The organism is Caballeronia sp. KNU42 (genome assembly GCF_053760385.1).
Window position 1 is genome coordinate 2335061 of record NZ_CM132389.1, and the last position, 19489, is coordinate 2354549.

17 protein-coding genes are annotated in these 19489 nt (G+C 60.3%); 4 read left to right on the forward strand and 13 right to left on the reverse strand.

The window, feature by feature from the left end; genetic code table 11:
- Positions 1 to 16 precede the first annotated feature (16 nt).
- Both ACSOSP_RS29800 and ACSOSP_RS29805 read left to right on the forward strand, forming a co-directional pair.
- Positions 17 to 2590 carry a circularly permuted type 2 ATP-grasp protein gene (locus ACSOSP_RS29800; protein ID WP_455312090.1) on the forward strand — a complete coding sequence of 858 codons (2574 nt, stop codon included), beginning with the start codon at positions 17 to 19 and terminating at the stop codon, positions 2588 to 2590.
- The gene (locus ACSOSP_RS29805; protein ID WP_455312091.1) at positions 2587 to 3504 is read left to right on the forward strand and encodes a transglutaminase family protein; all 918 of its coding nucleotides are present in this window, start codon (positions 2587 to 2589) and stop codon (positions 3502 to 3504) included. The genes ACSOSP_RS29800 and ACSOSP_RS29805 overlap by 4 nt, the downstream gene beginning before the upstream one ends.
- Before the next feature lie 64 nt (positions 3505 to 3568).
- Here ACSOSP_RS29805 and ACSOSP_RS29810 read toward each other — a convergent pair whose 3' ends face one another.
- Positions 3569 to 4183, reverse strand: coding sequence for a glutathione S-transferase (locus ACSOSP_RS29810; protein ID WP_455312092.1), 615 nt, complete (start codon positions 4181 to 4183; stop codon positions 3569 to 3571).
- A 157-nt stretch (positions 4184 to 4340) separates the two neighbouring features.
- Between ACSOSP_RS29810 and ACSOSP_RS29815 the strand changes: the two genes are divergently transcribed.
- Positions 4341 to 5234, forward strand: coding sequence for a LysR substrate-binding domain-containing protein (locus ACSOSP_RS29815; RefSeq protein ID WP_455312093.1), 894 nt, complete (start codon positions 4341 to 4343; stop codon positions 5232 to 5234).
- 23 nt (positions 5235 to 5257) lie between these two features.
- Here the strand turns inward: ACSOSP_RS29815 and ACSOSP_RS29820 are convergent, their stop codons facing one another.
- From ACSOSP_RS29820 to ACSOSP_RS29845, 6 genes are all read right to left on the reverse strand, one after another.
- A complete protein-coding gene (locus ACSOSP_RS29820) occupies positions 5258 to 6709 on the reverse strand; it encodes an MFS transporter (RefSeq protein WP_455312095.1) in 1452 nt (483 codons plus the stop codon).
- A 1-nt stretch (position 6710) separates the two neighbouring features.
- On the reverse strand, positions 6711 to 7226 hold the full coding sequence (locus tag ACSOSP_RS29825) for a hypothetical protein (protein WP_455312096.1): 516 nt from the start codon (positions 7224 to 7226) through the stop codon (positions 6711 to 6713).
- Positions 7227 to 7298: 72 nt separating this feature from the next.
- Positions 7299 to 8420: a hypothetical protein gene (locus tag ACSOSP_RS29830; RefSeq protein ID WP_455312098.1), complete on the reverse strand. Its 1122-nt coding sequence runs from the start codon at positions 8418 to 8420 to the stop codon at positions 7299 to 7301.
- Between the two features lie 236 nt (positions 8421 to 8656).
- Complete coding sequence (locus ACSOSP_RS29835; RefSeq protein WP_455312099.1) at positions 8657 to 8848, reverse strand: hypothetical protein; 192 nt, start codon at positions 8846 to 8848, stop codon at positions 8657 to 8659.
- A gap of 486 nt (positions 8849 to 9334) precedes the next feature.
- The gene (locus ACSOSP_RS29840; protein WP_455312100.1) at positions 9335 to 10903 is read right to left on the reverse strand and encodes a SulP family inorganic anion transporter; all 1569 of its coding nucleotides are present in this window, start codon (positions 10901 to 10903) and stop codon (positions 9335 to 9337) included.
- Positions 10904 to 10983: 80 nt separating this feature from the next.
- A complete protein-coding gene (locus ACSOSP_RS29845; protein ID WP_455312101.1) occupies positions 10984 to 11676 on the reverse strand; it encodes a carbonic anhydrase in 693 nt (230 codons plus the stop codon).
- Between the two features lie 296 nt (positions 11677 to 11972).
- On the opposite strand from ACSOSP_RS29845, the gene ACSOSP_RS29850 reads away from it, so the two are divergent.
- Positions 11973 to 12347, forward strand: a complete 375-nt coding sequence (locus tag ACSOSP_RS29850) for a PepSY domain-containing protein (RefSeq protein ID WP_455312102.1) — start codon at positions 11973 to 11975, stop codon at positions 12345 to 12347.
- A 61-nt stretch (positions 12348 to 12408) separates the two neighbouring features.
- On the opposite strand, the gene ACSOSP_RS29855 is transcribed toward ACSOSP_RS29850, so the two are convergent.
- The 6 genes from ACSOSP_RS29855 to ACSOSP_RS29880 all read right to left on the reverse strand — a co-directional run bounded on the left by ACSOSP_RS29855 (position 12409) and on the right by ACSOSP_RS29880 (position 18596).
- Complete coding sequence (locus tag ACSOSP_RS29855) at positions 12409 to 13794, reverse strand: sensor histidine kinase (protein WP_455312103.1); 1386 nt, start codon at positions 13792 to 13794, stop codon at positions 12409 to 12411.
- Positions 13770 to 14435, reverse strand: coding sequence for a response regulator (locus ACSOSP_RS29860; RefSeq protein WP_455312104.1), 666 nt, complete (start codon positions 14433 to 14435; stop codon positions 13770 to 13772). The genes ACSOSP_RS29855 and ACSOSP_RS29860 overlap by 25 nt, the downstream gene beginning before the upstream one ends.
- 22 nt (positions 14436 to 14457) lie before the next feature.
- Positions 14458 to 15279, reverse strand: a complete 822-nt coding sequence (locus ACSOSP_RS29865; protein WP_455312105.1) for an alpha/beta fold hydrolase — start codon at positions 15277 to 15279, stop codon at positions 14458 to 14460.
- A complete protein-coding gene (locus tag ACSOSP_RS29870) occupies positions 15266 to 15529 on the reverse strand; it encodes a hypothetical protein (RefSeq protein ID WP_455312107.1) in 264 nt (87 codons plus the stop codon). Before ACSOSP_RS29870 ends, ACSOSP_RS29865 begins: the two co-directional genes overlap by 14 nt.
- Positions 15530 to 15616: 87 nt before the next feature.
- Entirely contained in the window at positions 15617 to 16732 is a 1116-nt protein-coding gene (locus tag ACSOSP_RS29875; RefSeq protein ID WP_455312108.1) for a YncE family protein, read from the reverse strand.
- A gap of 37 nt (positions 16733 to 16769) precedes the next feature.
- Positions 16770 to 18596, reverse strand: a complete 1827-nt coding sequence (locus tag ACSOSP_RS29880) for a lipoxygenase family protein (protein ID WP_455312109.1) — start codon at positions 18594 to 18596, stop codon at positions 16770 to 16772.
- Positions 18597 to 19489 lie beyond the last annotated feature (893 nt).

The following is a 19489-nucleotide window of genomic DNA, read 5'->3' on the forward strand; positions in this document are numbered from 1 at the left end:
ACTAAAACTGCTCAATTTGGCCTTCCAATCCACGCTTCCGTTTGAAGCAATCACGAACCGCGCGAGTGTGTCGTCACACCTTCGCGCGGTCCCGGCCCGGGAGGGTCACTGGGACGAACTGCGCGACGCGTCGGGCCAGTTGCGCGCTTGCTGGCAGCAATTCTTCGATCTCCTCGGCGACGACGGCATAGCCGGCCTCGACCGGGCGGCCGCGACCATTGCGCAGCAGGTGCGCGACAACGACATCAGCTACAACGTCTACGCGGACGGGGGCGAACCTCGTCCGTGGTCGCTGGACCTGCTGCCGTTTCTTATCGATGAAAACGAGTGGTCGGTGATCGAGCGCGCGGTGACGCAGCGCGCGAAGCTGCTCAATGCCGTAGTCGCCGATATCTACGGGCCGCAAACACTGTTGCACGACGGCCTCTTGCCGCCCGCGCTGGTGTTTGGACATCCGGGGTACCTGCGCTCGGTGAAGGGTTTCGTGCCGCCCGGCTCGCAGTATCTGCAGCTTGTTGCCGTGGACCTGACGCGTGCCCCCAACGGCGCGTGGACCGTGATGGCCCACCGGACGGAAGCGCCTTCCGGCCTCGGTTACGCGCTGGAAAACCGGCTGATCGTCTCCGACGTATTCGCCGAGCCGTTCCGTTCCATGAAGGTCCAGCGGCTTGCTCCGTTCTACTCGCAACTGATCGCGGCACTGGTCCAGGGCGGCCGGGCGCTGATGTCGGGAGAAGGATCGCCGCACATCGCGCTGCTCACGCCCGGGCCTTTCAGCGAAACTTTCTTCGAGCATGCGTTCCTGGCTCGCTACCTTGGCGTCACGCTGGTCGAAGGCAAGGACCTGACCGTGCGCGACGACATGCTGTTCCTGAAGACATTCGCAGGACTGGAACGGGTTCACGTATTGATGCGCCGCCTGGACGATGCATTCTGCGATCCGGTCGAATTGCGCGCCGATTCGACCATCGGTGTGCCGGGCCTGTTGCAGGTGATGCGGGCCGGCAACGTGATGGTGTCCAACGTACCGGGCTCGGGATTTGTCGAATCGCCGGCGCTGCATGGTTTCCTGCCGGCCATCTCGCGGGCGCTGCTAAACGAGCCGCTGGCGCTCGCCAGCGTGCCCACCTGGTGGTGCGGTGAGGAAGCGGCACGCGAAGCAGTGCTGGCGCGTCTGGACAAGGCGTTCGTGATTCCCACCTGGCCGGGCTTGCCGCTCAACGGCGGCGGCCCGCGCGGTTTCGGCGACGGCCTGCAGCCGCTAGCCGGCTGGCGCACGCGCATCGACGCCATGCCGGATGCGTTCACGATCCAGAACCTGTTTCCGAGTTCGCATGCGCCGCGTTATGAAGACAACACGTTGACCGGACGGCCGTCGGTGCTGCGTGTTTTTGCGATCGCGAACATCGATGGCGGCTGGTCCGTCATGCCGGGCGGATTCACGCGGCTTGGGGCCGAGCGCCAGCCGTCGGTATCGATGCAATACGGCAGCAGCAGCGTCGACACCTGGGTGCTGTCGAGTAAGCCGGGTTCAAGCTTCTCGCTGCTCCCCACGCCGATCAAACCGGCTGACCTTGCGCGCAAGCATCGGACGGTATCTAGCCGGGCTGCCGAAAACCTCTTCTGGGCCGGACGATACGGAGAACGCGCCGAGAACAACGTGCGGCTGCTGCGCGTGATCCTCTCGTCGATCGACAGCAACGACTCAGAGGGCATGCTGGAGACCATGGTGGACCTTGCGTGGCAGAGTGGCCTCCTGCCGCCGGGCACGCCGATCCAGGGGCATACGGCGCGCGGGCTCGAACGCTTGCTGGTCGCCAACATTGGCGAGAACGGCGCCGCGGCGAGCATAGGCCAGAACCTGGCGAGCCAGGTGCGCGCGAGCAGCGAGATCCGCGGACGTCTTTCGACCGATCACTGGCGCACGATCCTGGCCGCGCGAAATGATTTCCGCGACGCCATCCAGCACTTCAAGCCCGGACCGGGCGTGGAGCGCTATGACCGCGTGAAGCTCACGCGAACGCTTGAAACGCTGTCGACGCAACTGCTCGCAATCAGCGGCGCGCAAGGCGACCGCATGACGCGCGACGAAGCGTGGAAGCTGGTGTTTGCGGGACGGCACATCGAACGCGTATGGACGATGACCACCTTCCTGCGCGTGGCCGCCGAGCATGGCCAGATGACGACGCCGGCCGGTTTCGATTTGCTGCTGCAATTGTTCGACAGCACGCTCACGTATCGATCGCTTTATCCCGGACGTTTCGAGGTTCCGGCGCTGATCGACCTGCTGGTGGTCGAGCCGACCAATCCGCGCGGCCTGTATGGCGTGTACAAGCGCTTGTGCACCAAGCTCAACGAGATTTCGATTGCGGCCGGCAACACGAACTACGGCGCGTTCAGCGACGCCACGCTTTTGCTCAAGTCGCTGCGAGGACTCGAGCAACTGTGCACCACTGACGAGGACGGCAACTATGGCGAACTCATCCAGGCGTGCGAGGCGCTCGGCGATCACGTGAGCGCCGCTGCGCATGAAATCAGCGCGCGTTACTTCAGCCACGCCAATACGCAGGCATTGCAGGTGTCGTCGTGAAAATTCCGAAAACCACGTTGTGGGTATCGCACCGGACGACCTACCGCTATTCAACCTATGTGGAAACGGCTCAGCATCTCGCGACCATCCGGCCGCAGAGCTGCGCGTGGCAGCGGGTGATCTCGCACACCGAAAGCATTGAGCCGAAGCCGCCGTACATCAACAGTCGCGTCGATACCTTCGGTAACGACGTGCTGTATTTTTCGCTCGAGTCTCCGCACCGCTCATTGCAGATGGTCAGCGAAACGACCGTGGAACTGACGCCGCGATGGGCCTCGCTCGATCCGGCGACCACGCCGGCGTGGGACGAGGTCGCGAAGGGCATGCGTTTTAGCGCCCACGCGCCGTTTCGCCCGGAGACGGAGTTTTGCTTTGCGTCGCCCAACGTCAGTCTCGGGCAGGATCTGCGGGACTATGCAATGGAGAGCTTTCCTGCGGGCATGCCGCTCGCGCAGGGGGCGATCGACCTGATGCACCGGATTCACGCCGACTTCAAGTACAAGCCTTTGGCGACTTCCTACGACACGCCGGCGCATCGCGCGTTCGAAATGCGCCGTGGCGTCTGCCAGGATTTTGCGCAGGTGATGATCGGATGCATGCGCTCGCTCGGATTGCCGGCACGGTATGTGAGCGGATATTTGCGCAATGATCCGGCGCCGGGGCAGGAAAAGCTGATCGGCGCGGATGCCTCGCATGCGTGGGTGTCGGTGTTTTGCCCGGGCAGCGGGTGGATCGATCTTGATCCGACGAACGATGTGCTCGCCGATCTCGAACATGTGACGCTTGCCACGGGGCGGGACTATAGCGACGTGTCGCTGCTGCGCGGGATGATTCTCGGCGGCGGGTCACATCGGATCGATGTTGGGGTGACCGTGCTGGCGATGGACGCCGAGTCTGACTTGGGCGCTGATTAAGGGAGCGTTGTTCGTACGCGCCGGGCGCACTGCAAGCGGTACGCCTGGCGCCAAGCGCTTCTCTTCATTCCGGCGGCGTGCTCTCAAAAGCCGGTTGCTGCTCGGCGAAAGCGGAGAACGCTTGCAGGTTCGGATACTCCGCCGCGATCACAATCTTCGGCACCATCATCTGGGTGAATCTCCAGGCGACTGCGACGGTCACGCCCGCCTGCCCAAGCCCACTTGCGTCTATGGGTAAGCTAGCCAGCGCTAGTTCACCTTCAAGCTCCGCATACGCCGCGAGCACCTGTGCACTGACCCGATCGATCCACGGTTCGTGCTGTTTTTCGACTGGCCGCAAGTTGCGTTCATAAACAATCTGAACTGTCTTGTCACACGCGGCCAACGCGAGGCCGGTGAGTCTGGTCGCGCGTAACCGATCGCCTGCGTGGTTTGGTGTCGAAGTGACGGCTGACCCGGCAACGGCCGTCACGTAGTCGAGGATCAGTGTTGAATCCATCAGGCTTTGACCGTCGTCGAGGATCAAGGTCGGCGCCTTCACGACCGGGTTGAGCTTGCGGAATTCCTCGAAGCCGCTGAACACGGAAACCGGGCGATGCTCGAAATCAAGCGCTAGCAGCTTGAGGCAAATAGCCACCCGGCGCACATAGGGCGAGTCCAGCATTCCGATCAGTTGCATACACTTCCCGTTAGAATATCTATCATGTAGCGGTCTTCATGCGCACTGTCGGCTGCGCTTGCGCAAGGGACATAAGCCCGTAATTTCCATCAGGTTATCCATTTAACCAACGCGTGAAAAGCGACATAAACAAACGTCTTTCGTAAGAAAATCTTACATGAAAAATATCCCGCCTCTTACCGCGCTCCGATGTTTCGAAGCGGCTGCCAGGCTCGGCGGCGTCACGCTCGCTGCGCGCGAACTTCACGTGACGCACTCGGCGGTCAGTCAGCAGATCAGGATTCTCGAAGACAGCATGGGCATTGCGCTCTTCGTGCGTGAAGCGAGAGGATTGCGGCTCACGGAAGAGGGACGACTCTATGCGCTCGAAATACGGTCGGCGCTTCGCGATATTGCGAACGCGACGCTTCTGGCCCAGGCCCGTCCTCAAGAAAGCGAACTGGTTATTGCAACGCTGCCATCGTTTGCGCTGCATTGGCTGCTGCCCCGCTTATCGAGTTTCCGCGAGCATCATCCGTACTACCGGGTGCGCTTGCAGACGAGCCTTGAGATCCAGGACATGCGGCAGGGTCTTGCCGATATCAGCATTCGAATGGGACAAGGACACTGGCCCGGTCTCGCCCAGAAAGAGTTGTTCAGCGACGAACTGCTGGTCGTCGCGGCGCCTCATTTCAATGGAGGCCGGCTTCCTCGCTGCGCTGAAGAAATCCTGGCGTGCCCATTGATCAGAAGCACCGATGCACCCTGGACCGAGTGGTGCCACGCGGCCAATGTGCGCGAACCCGACAACCTGAGCGGACTCTTCGCGAACGATTCGAACATCGTATTGGGCGCGGTGCTGCTGGGCCAGGGTATCGCGCTCGAACGGCGCACGCTCGTTGCAGACGCCATTGCTCGCGGCGGCCTCGTCCAGATTACCGATATACACGTGCCATACCCGTATCCGTACTGGCTGGTCTGGCAGCAGCGTGAAGGGTTGAGCGCGAAGCAGGCGCATTTCACGGAATGGATCGGCGCTGAGGTGAAGCGTTATCTTGCCCGCGCCGCTTGATGGGACGCGGCGCGTTCCGGCTCTCAGATTGATTGACGACGCATCGTGGTCAGTACGATGAGCAATGCCAACGCGAAGAATGCCGCCGAGCCGATCGCAGACACGGTCAAGGCATCGGCCAGGGCGGCCCGGGTTTCGCGCCCTGATATCCCGCTTGCACCGGACACATCAGGCGGATGGCAAGCGAGATTGACGATAACCACCAGCAAGGCCGTCCCAAGCGCCCCGCCGATGTAATGGGTGACAGTCATCATGCCGGCGGCCGCGCCGGCATCGCGCGGCGCGACGCCTGCCAGACCGGCGGTTGCGAGTGGAACCAGGGCGGCGCCGGTTCCCAGTCCAAGAACGACAAGAGAGAAGAACAAGCCTTGCATGGAGGCCGTATCGATCCCGGCTCCGCTTAAGCACAGCATACCGGCAAGGGCGAGGGCAATTCCGCATACGAGCAGGCGCAGGCTGCCCAGGCGCGGCGTCAGCCACGGCCCGCCGTAGATGACCATCAGGAATTGCGCCAACGAAAGCGGCACGAACGAAAGCCCCGCCCGGAGCGGGCCGAGTCCCGCCACTTCCTGAACATATTGAGTCAGAAAGAAGAAGGTACCGAGCATGCCGCCAATGAGCAGCATCCTGGCGGCGTAGGCGCCCGAGCGCGACGCAGAACTGAAGAGTGCAAGCGGCGTGATCGGTTGCGCCGCACGCTTTTCGATAAAAACGAATGCGCAGAGCAACGCTGCGCTGGCCGCGAGGGTTGCAGCAATCACGGGGCCGGGATTCGCCGAGCTTGCGTGGATGAAACCGTACACCATGAGGCTCATGGCGAGCGTGATGGTCACTCCACCCGCAATGTCGAGACGTCCGCCAGCAGGCTTTGAGCGCGGCAGATCACGCACTCCGACGATCAGCAGTACGATACAGATCGGCAGGTTGACGAACAGCACCCATCGCCACGAGACAAGCTCGGTCAGGATGCCGCCAAGTACGAGTCCGACCGCGCTGCCAATACCCGAAACGGCGGTATAGAAACGGATCGCCCGTGCGCGCGGCGCCCCCTGCGGAAAAGCGAGCATCAACAACGCGAGTCCCGCCGGCGCGGCAAACGCTCCGGCGGCGCCTTGTACTGCGCGCGCGGCCAGCAACCAGCCGGCGGACTGGGCAAAACCGCCTGCGAGCGACGCAACGGTGAACACCCCATTCGCCACGATGAAGACGCGCCGGTGCCCGATCAGGTCACCCGTGCGGGCGCCTAGCAGCAGTAACCCGCCAAACGTCAGCATGTAGGCATTCTGAACCCAGGACAGGCTCGCCCGCGACAGGCCTAGCTCCATGCGAATGTGCGGTAGCGCGGTATAGATCACGGTCCCGTCGAGGACGACCATTAACTGGCAAGCGAGAATGGCGCCTAGCGCCCATTCGAGGCTGCGCTGCGAACGAAGTCGGCGCGTCTTGCGTGCACCGGGCCGTAACGGTGGCGTCATCTCATCCCTGTGCTTCGGCGGCGAGCGACGCGATGTCGGAAAGGGACAGGCCTAACTGCTCGTGCAGGAAGCGGACCATGGTCCAGTGAGGAAGCGCATTTTCGTCGAACGGGCCGAACGTGCCTTGATAGAGCGGCAACCAGCGCAGTGCTTCCTCGATCAGCTGTGTCCGGCTGGGTTCCTGGTGATATGACGAGAAAGCAAGGCTGCGATGCTCGATGAAGAAGCCGCCGGGCAGACCCTGCTCGCAGAGCTCGCGATATGGCCGCGTCTGCAGGATCAGGTAGTGCCAGATTTCGTCGATTTCCTGTTCGACAGGAAGGAACAGGCCGCCCAACTGCTTCGGGTAGCGGGATATCAGGTACAGATAGCGCAGACACTCGACAACCTGATGTTCGACGCGTACTCGGGGCGCGCCGGTGCGACGCGTGAAATAGGTCACGACTTCGTCGTAAAGCGCAGTCGGCAGCAAGGTGCTGACGTCCACGGCGCGGACAGGCGATAGGGTGGGAAGCATAGGATTTGAATTGAGTTGGTTGAGTCCAGGCACGTCGAACCCCGACACGCCCTGAGGACGAGCCCCTCTGTGTCAGATGGGGTCAGTGGAAGCCGGCTGCATGACGAGCCACGCGTACTTTCCTGACCGGCCGACGGGAAGGTGGGCCTGATGTTCAATTGCACAATCCAGGCCTGTTGACGCGCGCAGCGCGTTCGACAGATTCGCGACCGTGCAATCCCCGAGCGGTTCACCGTCAAATGTCGTATAGCAAAGTCGATCGCCGGACGGTTCAACGCACAACTGATAAATAAATACGTTGGGCGATGTAGCGCAGATCAGATCGTCGACATCGGCTTGGGAAAAAATGCCTCGCGATGTACTCAGCATTTCCTTCTCACGACCGCAGAAACGGACAATGCTCGCCGGATCATCGGAGCCGTCCGCCGTTTGCACGCAGTCGCCCGAACGGTAGCGGATCAACGGCATGTACGGATTACGCACACTGGACACGATCAGGCTATAGATACGGCTGCCCGGCGCGAACGGCTGTAGCTCAAGACTCATCTTGTCGAGGTAAGGCAAGTACTTGCCGTCCCGGTCGCTGTAGTAAAGATAACCAAGCTCAGTACTGCCGAAGAGATCGACGACAGGGCAGCCGAGGTAATCGATCAGGAAGCGGCGCACGTTAGCAGGTGTGTATTCGTAGGCGTGCACGACACTGGCCGGTTGACGGAACCGATGCGTCTGTCCGAACTCGTCGAGCTTAAGCAGAAAATGCACCAGGTGATAACTGGAGCAGTCGAGATGGTAGAGCCTGTCCGGGTGAGCTCGCCAGACTGTTTCCAGATCACTCAGCATCTGCTCGATGTCAGCGCGATTCCAGCATGCGGGGTCCAGCTTCCGATTCAGGTAAAGCGTGCGTTCGTCGAGACGGCGGGCGGCGGGGCTGGCCGTGTCGGATGCCGATAGCCCGAATTTCCGCGCGTTGACCCGGGCGACGTGTTCCGTGGCGAGGACGGTCGTGAGGGATACACGCTGGCAATGTTTCTGCCATGTAAAGCCGATATCGGGATGCTCGCTCCACAGCCGGTAATACGAGTGCAGCAGGAAGTATGGCGGCCGGATGATCTGCATCCGCGCATGATGGGTACCGGTCGAAAGCACGCATTCGGCGGCGCCGGTCTCGAGCGCCTGTGCAAGCGTTGGGGTCATCCAGTTGTCGGGAAAACCGTGCGCGATGGCGGGTTTTTCGAGTATAGGAAAGAAATTTTGTGCGATTGATGGCCGGTATAGGGGAATGTTTCTAACATACGCGATCATCTCGGCAGAGGGCTGATTTTTCATGGACGTTAAAGATGAGAACATGCCCGTAACGCGGCGAACAATAGCCGCCCGCTGAAGCGGGCGGAGCGCAAAGCAAGCTATCTACTGCCTGCCAGGACGGTGAGTCAGCTGACGCAGCCAGCCTTCGGAAGCTGCTTGCCTTGAGCAATCGAGACGCAACCTTCCTTGGCAAGCGCAGGGCTGGAAATACACCCCTCTTTCTGAGCCGAGACGCAACCGGCATTTTCAGCCGAGTTCGCACTAACCCATTTGTTCCATACGTTATCCTGTGCAATCTTGCTGATCAGATTTTTCATGATTATCTCCAGAGAGGAACGCTACAGTTGACCGCCGAAATGGCGGAGTGAAAAACAAGGTACGTACTACAAACTAAAATGATTAGTTGGGGAAGACTGGTTGTCCTGCCGCACTGGCTGCCTTGGGCGATGGAAATGCACGCCTTCCTTGGCAACCGCCGGGTTGGAAATGCCCCGTCCTTCTGAGCTGACGTGCAACCGGCGTTTTGAGTCAAGTTCGCGACGACCCATTTATTCCATAGGTTGTCCTATGCGATTTGACCAATCAGATGTTTCTTGAGTATCTCCACATGTTGATCAGCTGCTTTGGTAGATTAGGTAAGATCATTGTAGATAAGTTCCAAGCGTTTCGAAAGCTTTCCTGAAATTAAATACATTGATCACGTGTGTCAGGTTTTGCCGATCAGGATTGCGCTACAGCGACGGCCTTGCAACCTTGCATTTGAGAGGGCTACGGGGATATCCCCGTCCCCTACTCAATGACCTTCATTTGAAGGGCGGCCGTTTGAAGAACGCCAGACGCCGCTGCAAACCCGGTCGTTCTCGCGCCGTGCGTTCAAGCTGCTGGCATTCCACGTGAATGCCGCGCTCGGGGGCGTCGGCGACGAATTTATCGATTAGCTCGCGCACATCGGGATCGACGAAGTCGGCGCGGCTTGCATCCACGATGACCAACGCGTTGTCCGGAATCTGCCGCAGGTGATGCGTGAGCGACACCTTGCCAAGAAACGACACGTCCTTGCGAAACGACAGCAGGAAGTGATCGTCATGCTGCGCGATGGTGATAGGCCGCTGCAGGTTCGCGTGAATCGCGAGCCCCATACTGCAAGCAATCCCAAGCAAAATGCCAATTAGCAGATCCGTCGCGAGCACGCCCGCGATCGTCACGATGAACGGCGCAAAGCGTTCGAGTCCCTGCTTCGCAACCGCCACGAATAACGAAGGTTTCGCCAGCTTCAGTCCGGTGAAGATCAGGATCGCGGCGAGACACGCCAATGGAATCAGGTTGATCACGGCCGTCAGCGCGAACACACTTGCCAGCAGCAAGAATCCGTGTACGACGGCGGACAAGCGGCTCTGCGCGCCCGCGTGGACGTTGGCGGAACTACGCACGATGACCGAAGCGATCGGCAACGCACCGATCGCACCTGCCATCATGTTGCCGATACCCTGCGCCTTGAGTTCCCGATCCGGATGCGCGGTGCGCTTCTTCGGGTCGATCTGCTCGACGGCTTCAAGGCTCAGCAACGTCTCCAGGCTTGCGACGATGGCAAGCGTCATCGCGAGGCGCCAGACATCGGGATTGATGAGTTGCTCGAAGTTGGGCCAGTCGAGCGCGGCGTTCAACGCGGCAAATGACGCGAGCGAGGGCAACAACACGCGATGCTCCGCCGGCGGCGCAAAGGCGGGTGCTGCGAAGTCGAGCACCAGCGTGATCGCAATGCCGAGCATGACCACCGCAAGCGGTGCGGGTAGCAGGCGTACCAGCGTGAAGCGGCGCATCGCTTTCGTTTCCCAACCGGCCAATATCGCGATGGAGAGCACGGCAACGGCGCAAGCGGTGAGCGACATCGCGCCCAACGGCGTGTCGAGTATGCCCGGGGAGTGTGCGGCAACCTGGGCGCTGCCGGTGGCGAAACCTGCGGCAAGCGGCGCCTGCTTGATGATCAGCAGCAAGCCGATCGCGGCGAGCATGCCCTTGATGACCGATGACGGCACGTATCCCGCGAAGCGCCCGGCTTTCAGCATGCCGAAACCGAACTGGATCACGCCCGCGAGCATCACGGCCATCAGGAAGGTCGAAAAACTGCCGAGCTTGGCGATGCCGTCCACGACGATGACGACGAGTCCCGCCCCAGGTCCGCTCACGCTAAGGTGCGAGCCGCTGAGCAGCGCCACGACCAGGCCGCCGATAATGCCCGACAGCAGGCCGGCAAATGGTTCGACGCCGGATGCGTTGGCGATGCCAAGGCATAGCGGCATCGCGACAAGAAAGACGACGGTGCCCGCGAACAGGTCACGCGGGAAAGTTGAAAACGTTTCACGTAGGTTCATGTTTTTTTTGGCGCGAGTTGAACCACGCGATGCCCGCGAAGGCATCGAACGGTGAAGGGTTGAAGGGGAGGATCGAGCGGCTAGTGGGTGATAGTTTTGTTCAAGCGCTGGGCGGTGTCAGGCTGCGGTGCGGGATCTGCCACCCCATTCGAAGAGGTGGCTTTGTCCCCAATGCAGGCGTCGACCGGGTCACCGCACGAAAGAACCTTCGTGCGGCCGTTGCTCAGACCGAAGATCCAGCCGTGAACGCGCGGTGCGTGCCTGGCGTCTCGCACGATGGGCGTGTTGCGTAGCGCGCGTACTTGTTCAAGCACGCTCAGTTCAGCCAGCCGGTCGATGCGCGAATCCATCGTGCCGATGGCGCCAAGTTCAATGCTGTGCTCACGAGCGAGCGCACACAGCGGCGCAATGCGGCGGTTCACGTGGGGCAGGGCGTCGGACAGCGGCAGCAAGGACGCTCGCACGCCGCCGCAGCCGTAGTGCCCGCACACGATTACGTCATCCACTTTCAGGACCTTCACCGCGTATTCGAGAACGCTCATGGTGTTGTCATCGTGCGGTGAAAAGAGGTTCGCGATGTTGCGATGGACGAATAAATCACCGGGCTTGGAGTGTGTAATGGTTTCGGCCGGTACGCGGCTGTCCGAGCAACCAAGCCACAGGACGGTCGGACTTTGGCCCTGAGCCAGGGTGTCGAAGAAACCCGGGTCGCGGGCGGCAACCTCAGCCGCCCAGCCGACATTTTCAACCAGCATGCGTTTGGTTCGGTTCATGGCTCTCAGCTCCAAAAGCGTAACGAAAGGGGGCAACACGGCAGGGTTCAAAGCATTGCTGGAAAGAGGTTTCCCGCGTAGTCGCCACGTTGCGAACAATCTTACGAATCGCTTTTCATGGAAAAGTTCAACCGGAATTGATCCGGCTGTGACATACCGGAATATTAAAAGTAAGGTATGCAAAGTGATTAAGAACCAGCTTTAATTGAGCAAAACCGGTTCGGCTAAGCAGGAGCTAAGTTTGCCTCTGTAACGTCTCCCACATGCAAATTCCTGCGCATTTCTGGAGAAACCTTATGCACCGCCATGCCAAACTTTCTCTGGCGGCCATCGTGAGTGCCGCGACCTGTGCCGTAGCCTTCGCCTCGAACGGCGATATGGATCGCGAGGCCATGGCGATCATCAAGGCCAGGATTCCGCTCAGCCTGGCGGTCACGATTGCCGAGCACTATGCCAATGGCAAGGCGTTGCAAGCCGAGTTTGAGAACTCGATGAGGGGCTGGGTCTATGACGTGGAAGTCGTCAGCGGAGTCAAGGTTTTCGATGTCACGGTCGATGCCGACAATGGCACAGTCATTTCGTCCGTCGAGGACAAACCGGATCACGATGACTACCACTTCAAGAAATACTCGCAGTCCTCCAGCACGGCAGGATCGCTTCCTGTGCGTTGAGCCGGCCCGGAGGCCTCTTGGAGCCCCTCAATGTGTCGTTCTGCTGACGACACCAGCGATCCTACGTAGACAGAGGCCCTGCTGCCCGGGACGCGTCGGCCAGTGGAATGGAGATCGCAACGCTCAAGCCGGTTTGCTGCGCTTCGTCTGAGAACTCAAGGCGAATCTCCGCGCCGATGTGGCTGACAATGGTTTGGACGATGGCAAGGCCCAGGCCCGAACCGATCTGCTCGCTGCCGAGTGCGCGATAGAAGGGGGCGAAAACCTGATCCCGCTCGGCCAACGGGATGCCAGGGCCGTTGTCCCGGATACGCAGCACGACGCGCCCCTCTGTCGCACTGACGGAAAGGTCGACCCGGCCGCGCTGCGGTGTATAGCGGATAGCGTTATCAACCAGGTTCTTGACCACTGCGATCATGTCCAGCTCATTGACCCATGCCCGGGCGTCTTCTGCCCCCTCGATCCCGATGTCGATGTGCCTGGCCTCGGCCAGTGGCATGAGGTCCTCCAATACACGGCGGTAGATGCCATGGATGGATACCGGCGAGCTCGGCGATTCGCTGGACGACTGCGCCTTGGCGAGCGTCAGGAGTTGATCCAGCAGGTTGCTGCCGCGTTCGATGCCCCGCCGTAGCGCCGCCAGCCGCTCACGCGCCGGGCCGGACATTTCCGCTTGCGCGAGCCGTTCCGCTTGCAGCGATAAAGCGGTCAGCGGCGAGCGCAGTTCGTGCGCTGCATCTGCAACAAAGCGACGCTGGGAATCCATCGACCGGGCAACGCGGGCGAGCATGCGATTGATCGCCACCACGAATGGAAGCACTTCGGTGGGAAGGTGGCTTTCTTCGATGGGGTGCAGTTCCTGCTCTGCACGCTTGTCGATTTCCCTGGAGAGCGTCGCCATGGGCCGGAACATCTTGCGTACCATGCCGGCGACGACCAGCAGCAGGACCGGCACGAGAATCAGGAAGGGCGTGACGGTGCGAAGCGCGCCATCGCGGACAATCTCATTGCGCAAGCCTGACGCCTGGGCGACGGCAATGCGTTCGCCGGCCGCCGTCGTCTTGATCATCACACGGAACGTCTCGCCGCCGGCCTCCAGCGTGTGCAGGCCATCGGCCAGCGTCGGAGGCAGCAGCAGCGATCCGCCGGCATCCGCGCCAGCCGGAGATGGATTGCGCTCGCCCAGGCGCTGAGCGATCACACGCGATTTTTCATCGTTGCCTTTGAGACGGGCATCGGTAGCGGGGGAGGTCGGCGACAGGCGCTGCCGAACCATAAGCTGCGCTACCTGGCGAAGCACATCATCTTGCAGTCCGTGCGCTTCATCGAAGGCGGCCATGAACGAGAATACGCCGGCCGCGACCGCAACGATGAGAATCACCAGAGACAGGATGAAGGATAGCCTGAGCTGAATCGACTCGTTCAAGCGCCTCTTGAGACCCTCCATCCGACCCCCCTGACGTTCTTGATAATCTCGCTGCCCAATTTGCGCCGCAGTGCATGGATCAGAAACTCGACGGCATTACTGCCGACCTCTTCCCCCCAGCCGTAGATGTGATCCTCCAGCTCGCTACGAGACAGGATGGCCCCGGGCCGAATCAGCAAGGCTCTCAGCAACGAGAACTCGCGATTGGACAGTTGCACCCGGCAACCGCCATTGACGCTGGCCTCTCTCGTGACCGGATCGAGAGAGGCCACGCCGTTGCTGAGAAGGGGCGCGGCGTTGCCGGCCTTGCGACGCAGCACGGCCCGCATCCGGGCGAGCAGCTCCGCCATCTCGAAGGGCTTGACCACGTAATCGTCGGCTCCGCCATCCAGGCCGCGCAGGCGGTCATCCAAACCATTGCGGCCCGTAATGATGAGAAGGGAAATCGGGTTGTCGTTGGCGCGGACGCTGGTCAGCACGTCCAGGCCATCCTTGCCGGGCAGCCCCAGGTCGAGCAGCACCAGGTCATAGTGCTGGCAAACCAGTGTCGTGAGGGCGGTCTGTGCGTTCTTGACCCAGTCAGCCGCATAGGACGCATCTTTCAATGCGCCACGGATCGCTTCACCGATCATGAGGTCGTCTTCGACCAGCAATACTCGCATTCCCCCTCCGTGCAAGCGTTATTCAATGCGCCAAGGCCGCCGTGAAATTCAAAATGCACTGTGTCACGTCGTCCGGATTCGACAATTGAATCCAATGCCCGGCGTTTACCGGGCACTTCACCAAATTGCGGACGCCGCCCGGCATGGTCCTGACCGGCTCTACCATGGTTGCTTCCTTCACGAACGCGTCACGGGTCGGCACAATAAGCTGGATGTTTTGCAGCGGCACCCGGTCATACGTCGCAAACAAAACGCGCTGTGGAATGTTTGCGCGGTACAGGTTGGCGCCGGCCGACGAATCACGCGCGTTGATGACACGCTGCTTGTCGCCCTGGATGAAGATCAGGAAGTTCAACAACTGATCGCGCACAAACGTCGGTTGCGGCAATTCCACCAACGGTATGTAGCTCGACGCGACGGCTTGCTGCACAAGGTCGGACCACTCGGCCGGATTCAGCAGATTGCGCTGCAGCCAGTGGCTCAGCAGGTCCATCGACGGACCCGAGATCGACGTGAAGGAGGCGATCTTTCCCGCCATCGACGCCTTGGCCACGGATTCCCACGTCTGGATGCTGCCCCAGTCGTGTCCGACCAGGTGCACGCGCTGCCCTGGCGCGCTCGCATCGAGCACGGCGTTCAGGTCGTCTGACAGATTCGGCAAGGCGTAACTCGCCGTCAGCGGCGGATGATCGCTGGCGCCCGCGCCACGCGTATCGTACGTAACCACGTGGAAATGGTTCGCCAGTCTTGCGACGACCTGATCCCAGACAGCAGCCGTGTCCGGATAGCCGTGCACCAGCACGATCGTGGGCGCGTTTTCCGGTCCGTATTCATATACGGCCAACCGCACGCCGTCCTTGCTCGAGACAGTGCGCCGGCGGGCGTCGGGTACGGGCAGGGTTGCCTGGGTGCGCGCTCAACGCGCTCTGCTCCGAATCGACGCCCGGTGAAGGCGCGGCCACTTCCGCGGCCTGCGCGCCGACGCAAGAAGCCGACAACACGACGGCGAGCATCAACGCGTGCGCGTTGGTGAACACCTTGTCCCGCCACGACGCGGACACGCCGATCCCGGCATCTTCATGTTTTGCGAACATGGTCATTTTTTTCTCTCACTGCGAACGATCAACCTGAATGGGCAGGCCGCTCGCCTCCGGCAGGACGCAAGCGGCCGCCGACGGTGCTTAAAGCGCGGGTACCCACACGGAGATGCCAGGTCCCGGCCCGGTCGGAATCGGGGCGCCCACGATCGCGTCGGTCGCGGGATCGATCACGATGATCTGGCCCGGGCCGAGCAGTCCCGGGCCGATCAGATTGCCGAACAGCACAGCTTCGCCAAGCGGTGTCTTCAGGAATGCGGAACTTGGACCCATGTCGCTGATATAGCCGCGCGTACCGTCCGCGCTGAACGTGATTCCCGTGGTCGAGCCCGCTGTCTTGATTTTGCCGATGATCTTGTCCGTTGCGACATCGACGACCAGTACACCGGTTTCGCCAAATAGCGTGACGTAGAGTTTCTTGCCGTCAGGAGAGAGCGTCGACGTGAACGCACCGGGATCGGTCGGCAGGTAGGTTGCGCTGCCGCTCGTCGGAATTGATTTGATCAGCTGCCACTTTTGCAGATCGATGACGCCGATGGTGTTGACGGTGTCCGTATAGAGTTTCTTGCCATCCTTGGTGAATGTGAACCAGAACGTCAAGGTCCCGCCTGACCAGATAGGAGGCCGAACGGTGCGCCCGGTCTTCGGATCGTAGGCGCCCAGGAATCCGGTTGCAAACCCGACATAAAGATTACCGTCGGGACCACTGATGGAGGCGACCGGAATATCCGGGAACGTCAGGCGGCGCACGATCGCATCCGTTTGCGTACTGATCACGTCCACGCCGAAGTTCACTTCCGGCAGATAGATCTCCGTGCCGTCCAGTGACGTGAACGCCCCGAGTGGTATGCCGCCTACGCGGATGGATTTGTTGGTCCCCGTGCGCCGGTTGATGATCGTGACCGTCGGTGGCTCGACGCCGAAATTGTCGCTGTAGATCTTGCCGCCGTCCAGGGTCGCGGCCAGGACGGCTGGCCGGCTACCGAAAGGAAGAACGGCGATGTCATTCACCGGCACGCGCCGGATGATCTTCGCCGCTGCGGTGTCGATGACTGCAATCTGGTTCAAGTCGACTTCCGGCACGTAGAGCTCGCCGACCGGTCCCGCGGCCGCCGCAGACGCGTAGGCCAGGATGCCCGCCGACGACAGCGCGCACACCAGACTGGCGAGCGCGCATCGCCATTGCTTCATGAAGCGCATATAGCCTCCTGCTGATTCAGGTGAGAATTCAAGGCAATCAGATGTTCGTGCTGACCGGAATGCGACTGGGCAACAGATATCCGTACGCATATTTCCTGGCCTGATTGCGCTGCACGATCTGGGATTCGACGCTCTTCAGCGCCTGCCGGAATCTATCCAGAGGTCCGCCAGCCTGGACGACCCTGGCATCCGTCAGACTCGGGAGATAAGGAAATTCGTGCTGGCGGTAATCGCCAAGAGGGCGGTAGTGAACGCCTCCGAGCAGCGACAGGAAATTCAATTGCTCGATGTCGGTCAGCCGCGACTGCGGCATCAGGGTGAACCAATTCACCTCGCTGTTACCCGTCACCTTTGCTGCGGACGTCGCCGCGCCGGCCATCCCCGCAAAGGCCGGGATATAGGTCATGTAATCCCGCTGCGGGTAGTTGACCGCCGCGTGCTGCGCGCTCGCGGTAAAGATGATCATGGTCAATATGTCGATCAGCTGGGCGCGGTTGTTGATGGTACGGAAACCCTTCACCTTGCCGTTGTCCTTGACGTCCGCCGTCCACGCCGCAAGCTCTGTGTCGCCGGTTACATCGGCGTCCGACAAATAGTAGATCGCGACGTAATCAGCGACCCATTGCCTGATCGCATTCCAGACCAGCAGCGCATCGTCGCGGTACGGATACTCCAACAAGGTAGAATCCGTATCGACACCTCTCGATTTCAGGTCCGCCGGCAGCATGGATGCATAAAAGTCCAGAAGAAGGCGGTCAATCCCTGAGCATCCCTGAAGAATGCCGATAGGCGCGGCCAGTATCACGTCACCGAAGGTGCCTGGTCCCATGATGACTTTTCCGGCCAGGTCGTTGATGAACAGAGTTCCTTCGAAGTGAGGCACGAGGAGCGCGTTGAGGGGATGGCTGGATGCCAGTTGCCGGTGAGTCGCAATGGTGAACGCCTCCGACAGCAAATGCGTCCGCCCCAGGTGGACGAACATTTCGTGGTAGTTGAAATCAGCCACCTGGATGACCGTCTTGGCCATCTGCCAGGTCCAGTAGGTCGCGCTTTCCGGCGCCGGCGAACGCATGATGATCGGATGCGTGCCGGGCGCCTGTCCACATTGAATGGCAACGGGTTGCAATGCGCCGCCACCGGCCGGAACCGCAAAGAGAGCGATCGGCGCGCTTGCGTAACCGGTCTTGCTCAATAGCTTCGAAACAGGCCGTTCGTCTCCCATCGCACCTAGCGCGGCATAGTCGGCCAGGAAGAGGCGGCCGGCGGCGCTCGCTTGTTGCAGCGTGTCGGAGGCGCCCATGACTGCTTGATACTGGACGTTCGTCAGGGGGAATTTGCCGGGCAGCGACGAGGCGCGCGTGAGCAGCATCGGATTGGGGCCGGCGACCCGCAGGTGGGCAAACATCTCGTCATCGCGGAAATTCTGCGCGATCGCGGGCCTTGGCAGCGTGGCGAACATCTGGTCGTAGCGGGCGAGGCTTGTCGCGTTGTCGTCCTTGAACCCGTTGCTGTCGCTCAAGGCGGATACTTTCGTCTTGAGCGACGCCTGCAGCGTGGCAAGTTGATTCACGACGCCGCTCAAGGTGCTCTCGAGTGATTGGGCCTGGACGGCGAGCGCCGCCGAATTGGCATCGCCGGCACCCGCCTGCGCGCGCAGCTCCGAGAAAGAGGACTGGATCGCCGCCAGTTGGCCGCGCAAAGTCGTCAGCTGTGAAAAGTGTTCATTCAAACCGCCTGCCTGGGTAGGGACTACTTGCTTGAGCAGCGAGGCAATCGCGTTGATCAGCAAGTCCGCTATCGTGGTCGCCGCGGCCAACAACCATTCCAGCGTGGGCATATTGTCCAGAGGAACGGTCTGAGCCATCGGGACGCCCGACAAGTTGGGTGACGTCTCGGTCCACACATACTTCAATTGATTTGCCAGGAGGGCTCCCTTGCGTAGCGATCTGCTCAGGAACACGTCATTCTGCGGCAACACGGGTATTGCGCCGGGGACCGTTGCCGCAGCTATTTTGTTATTTAGGATCGGTAATCCAAATACAAGCCCGGTGGCCTTGAATATCTCTCTGCGCTTCATTTTCTGTACCTTGTAGATTCGTCAATCAAGATTGCCGTTCGGTCCATGGGCTCGATGTCGACACATATCCCATGCCGCATGCGCTGGGTGGAATTTGAATATTAGGTTTACTAACTAAATAGAATATAAAAGCTCATCTATTACCGCGCCTCTATTTACGACTGCGCCCGTGTTTTTACTTCATCTGAGCGCCGGCAATTTTTTATGGATCAGCCAAATTCGGCACTATCCGCCACGAAGATGGTTCCGCGATACAAGACGGGTGGCGCCGATTAAACCCTTGTCCGACATTTTTATTTTGTTGGTCGCCCAAATTGTGTGGTTATCAAAGCCTCATTTGAGGGAAAGCCAATCCTGTAAACCAGATCGAAATTATTCTCCACTCCCGATTTTCATTCGGGAAAATTGATGGCTTTAATCGATCGATTTTCGGATTCAAGCTTCAAACGCTAAAAGCTGGCGTTCTCTCTGCGTCGCATCAATCGCAAGGCAAGATTTAATCATTCCGATCGGTAAAGGCGGGCGAGCGTCTCGGGGAACTCGCCTTTTTATTTGTCTCTCAGCGGTCAATCCTTTTTCGCGTTTTCTGAGTAATAGCATGTAACATTCGTCCAAACATTTCAAGGAACAATTTGTTGAATATTGTCGCGAACGTTTAAAGTCGAATTATTGGGCGGTAT

What these genes read in the sequence shown, in the direction of transcription:
- ACSOSP_RS29810 (WP_455312092.1), bottom strand. Translation starts at nt 4,183, where the DNA reads ATGCAACTGATCGGAATGCTGGACTCGCCCTATGTGCGCCGGGTGGCT.
- ACSOSP_RS29815 (WP_455312093.1), top strand. Translation starts at nt 4,341, where the DNA reads ATGAAAAATATCCCGCCTCTTACCGCGCTCCGATGTTTCGAAGCGGCT.
- ACSOSP_RS29820 (WP_455312095.1), bottom strand. Translation starts at nt 6,709, where the DNA reads ATGACGCCACCGTTACGGCCCGGTGCACGCAAGACGCGCCGACTTCGT.
- ACSOSP_RS29825 (WP_455312096.1), bottom strand. Translation starts at nt 7,226, where the DNA reads ATGCTTCCCACCCTATCGCCTGTCCGCGCCGTGGACGTCAGCACCTTG.
- ACSOSP_RS29830 (WP_455312098.1), bottom strand. Translation starts at nt 8,420, where the DNA reads ATGACCCCAACGCTTGCACAGGCGCTCGAGACCGGCGCCGCCGAATGC.
- ACSOSP_RS29835 (WP_455312099.1), bottom strand. Translation starts at nt 8,848, where the DNA reads ATGAAAAATCTGATCAGCAAGATTGCACAGGATAACGTATGGAACAAA.
- ACSOSP_RS29840 (WP_455312100.1), bottom strand. Translation starts at nt 10,903, where the DNA reads ATGAACCTACGTGAAACGTTTTCAACTTTCCCGCGTGACCTGTTCGCG.
- ACSOSP_RS29845 (WP_455312101.1), bottom strand. Translation starts at nt 11,676, where the DNA reads ATGAACCGAACCAAACGCATGCTGGTTGAAAATGTCGGCTGGGCGGCT.
- ACSOSP_RS29850 (WP_455312102.1), top strand. Translation starts at nt 11,973, where the DNA reads ATGCACCGCCATGCCAAACTTTCTCTGGCGGCCATCGTGAGTGCCGCG.
- ACSOSP_RS29855 (WP_455312103.1), bottom strand. Translation starts at nt 13,794, where the DNA reads ATGGAGGGTCTCAAGAGGCGCTTGAACGAGTCGATTCAGCTCAGGCTA.
- ACSOSP_RS29860 (WP_455312104.1), bottom strand. Translation starts at nt 14,435, where the DNA reads ATGCGAGTATTGCTGGTCGAAGACGACCTCATGATCGGTGAAGCGATC.
- ACSOSP_RS29870 (WP_455312107.1), bottom strand. Translation starts at nt 15,529, where the DNA reads ATGTTCGCAAAACATGAAGATGCCGGGATCGGCGTGTCCGCGTCGTGG.
- ACSOSP_RS29875 (WP_455312108.1), bottom strand. Translation starts at nt 16,732, where the DNA reads ATGCGCTTCATGAAGCAATGGCGATGCGCGCTCGCCAGTCTGGTGTGC.
- ACSOSP_RS29880 (WP_455312109.1), bottom strand. Translation starts at nt 18,596, where the DNA reads ATGGCTCAGACCGTTCCTCTGGACAATATGCCCACGCTGGAATGGTTG.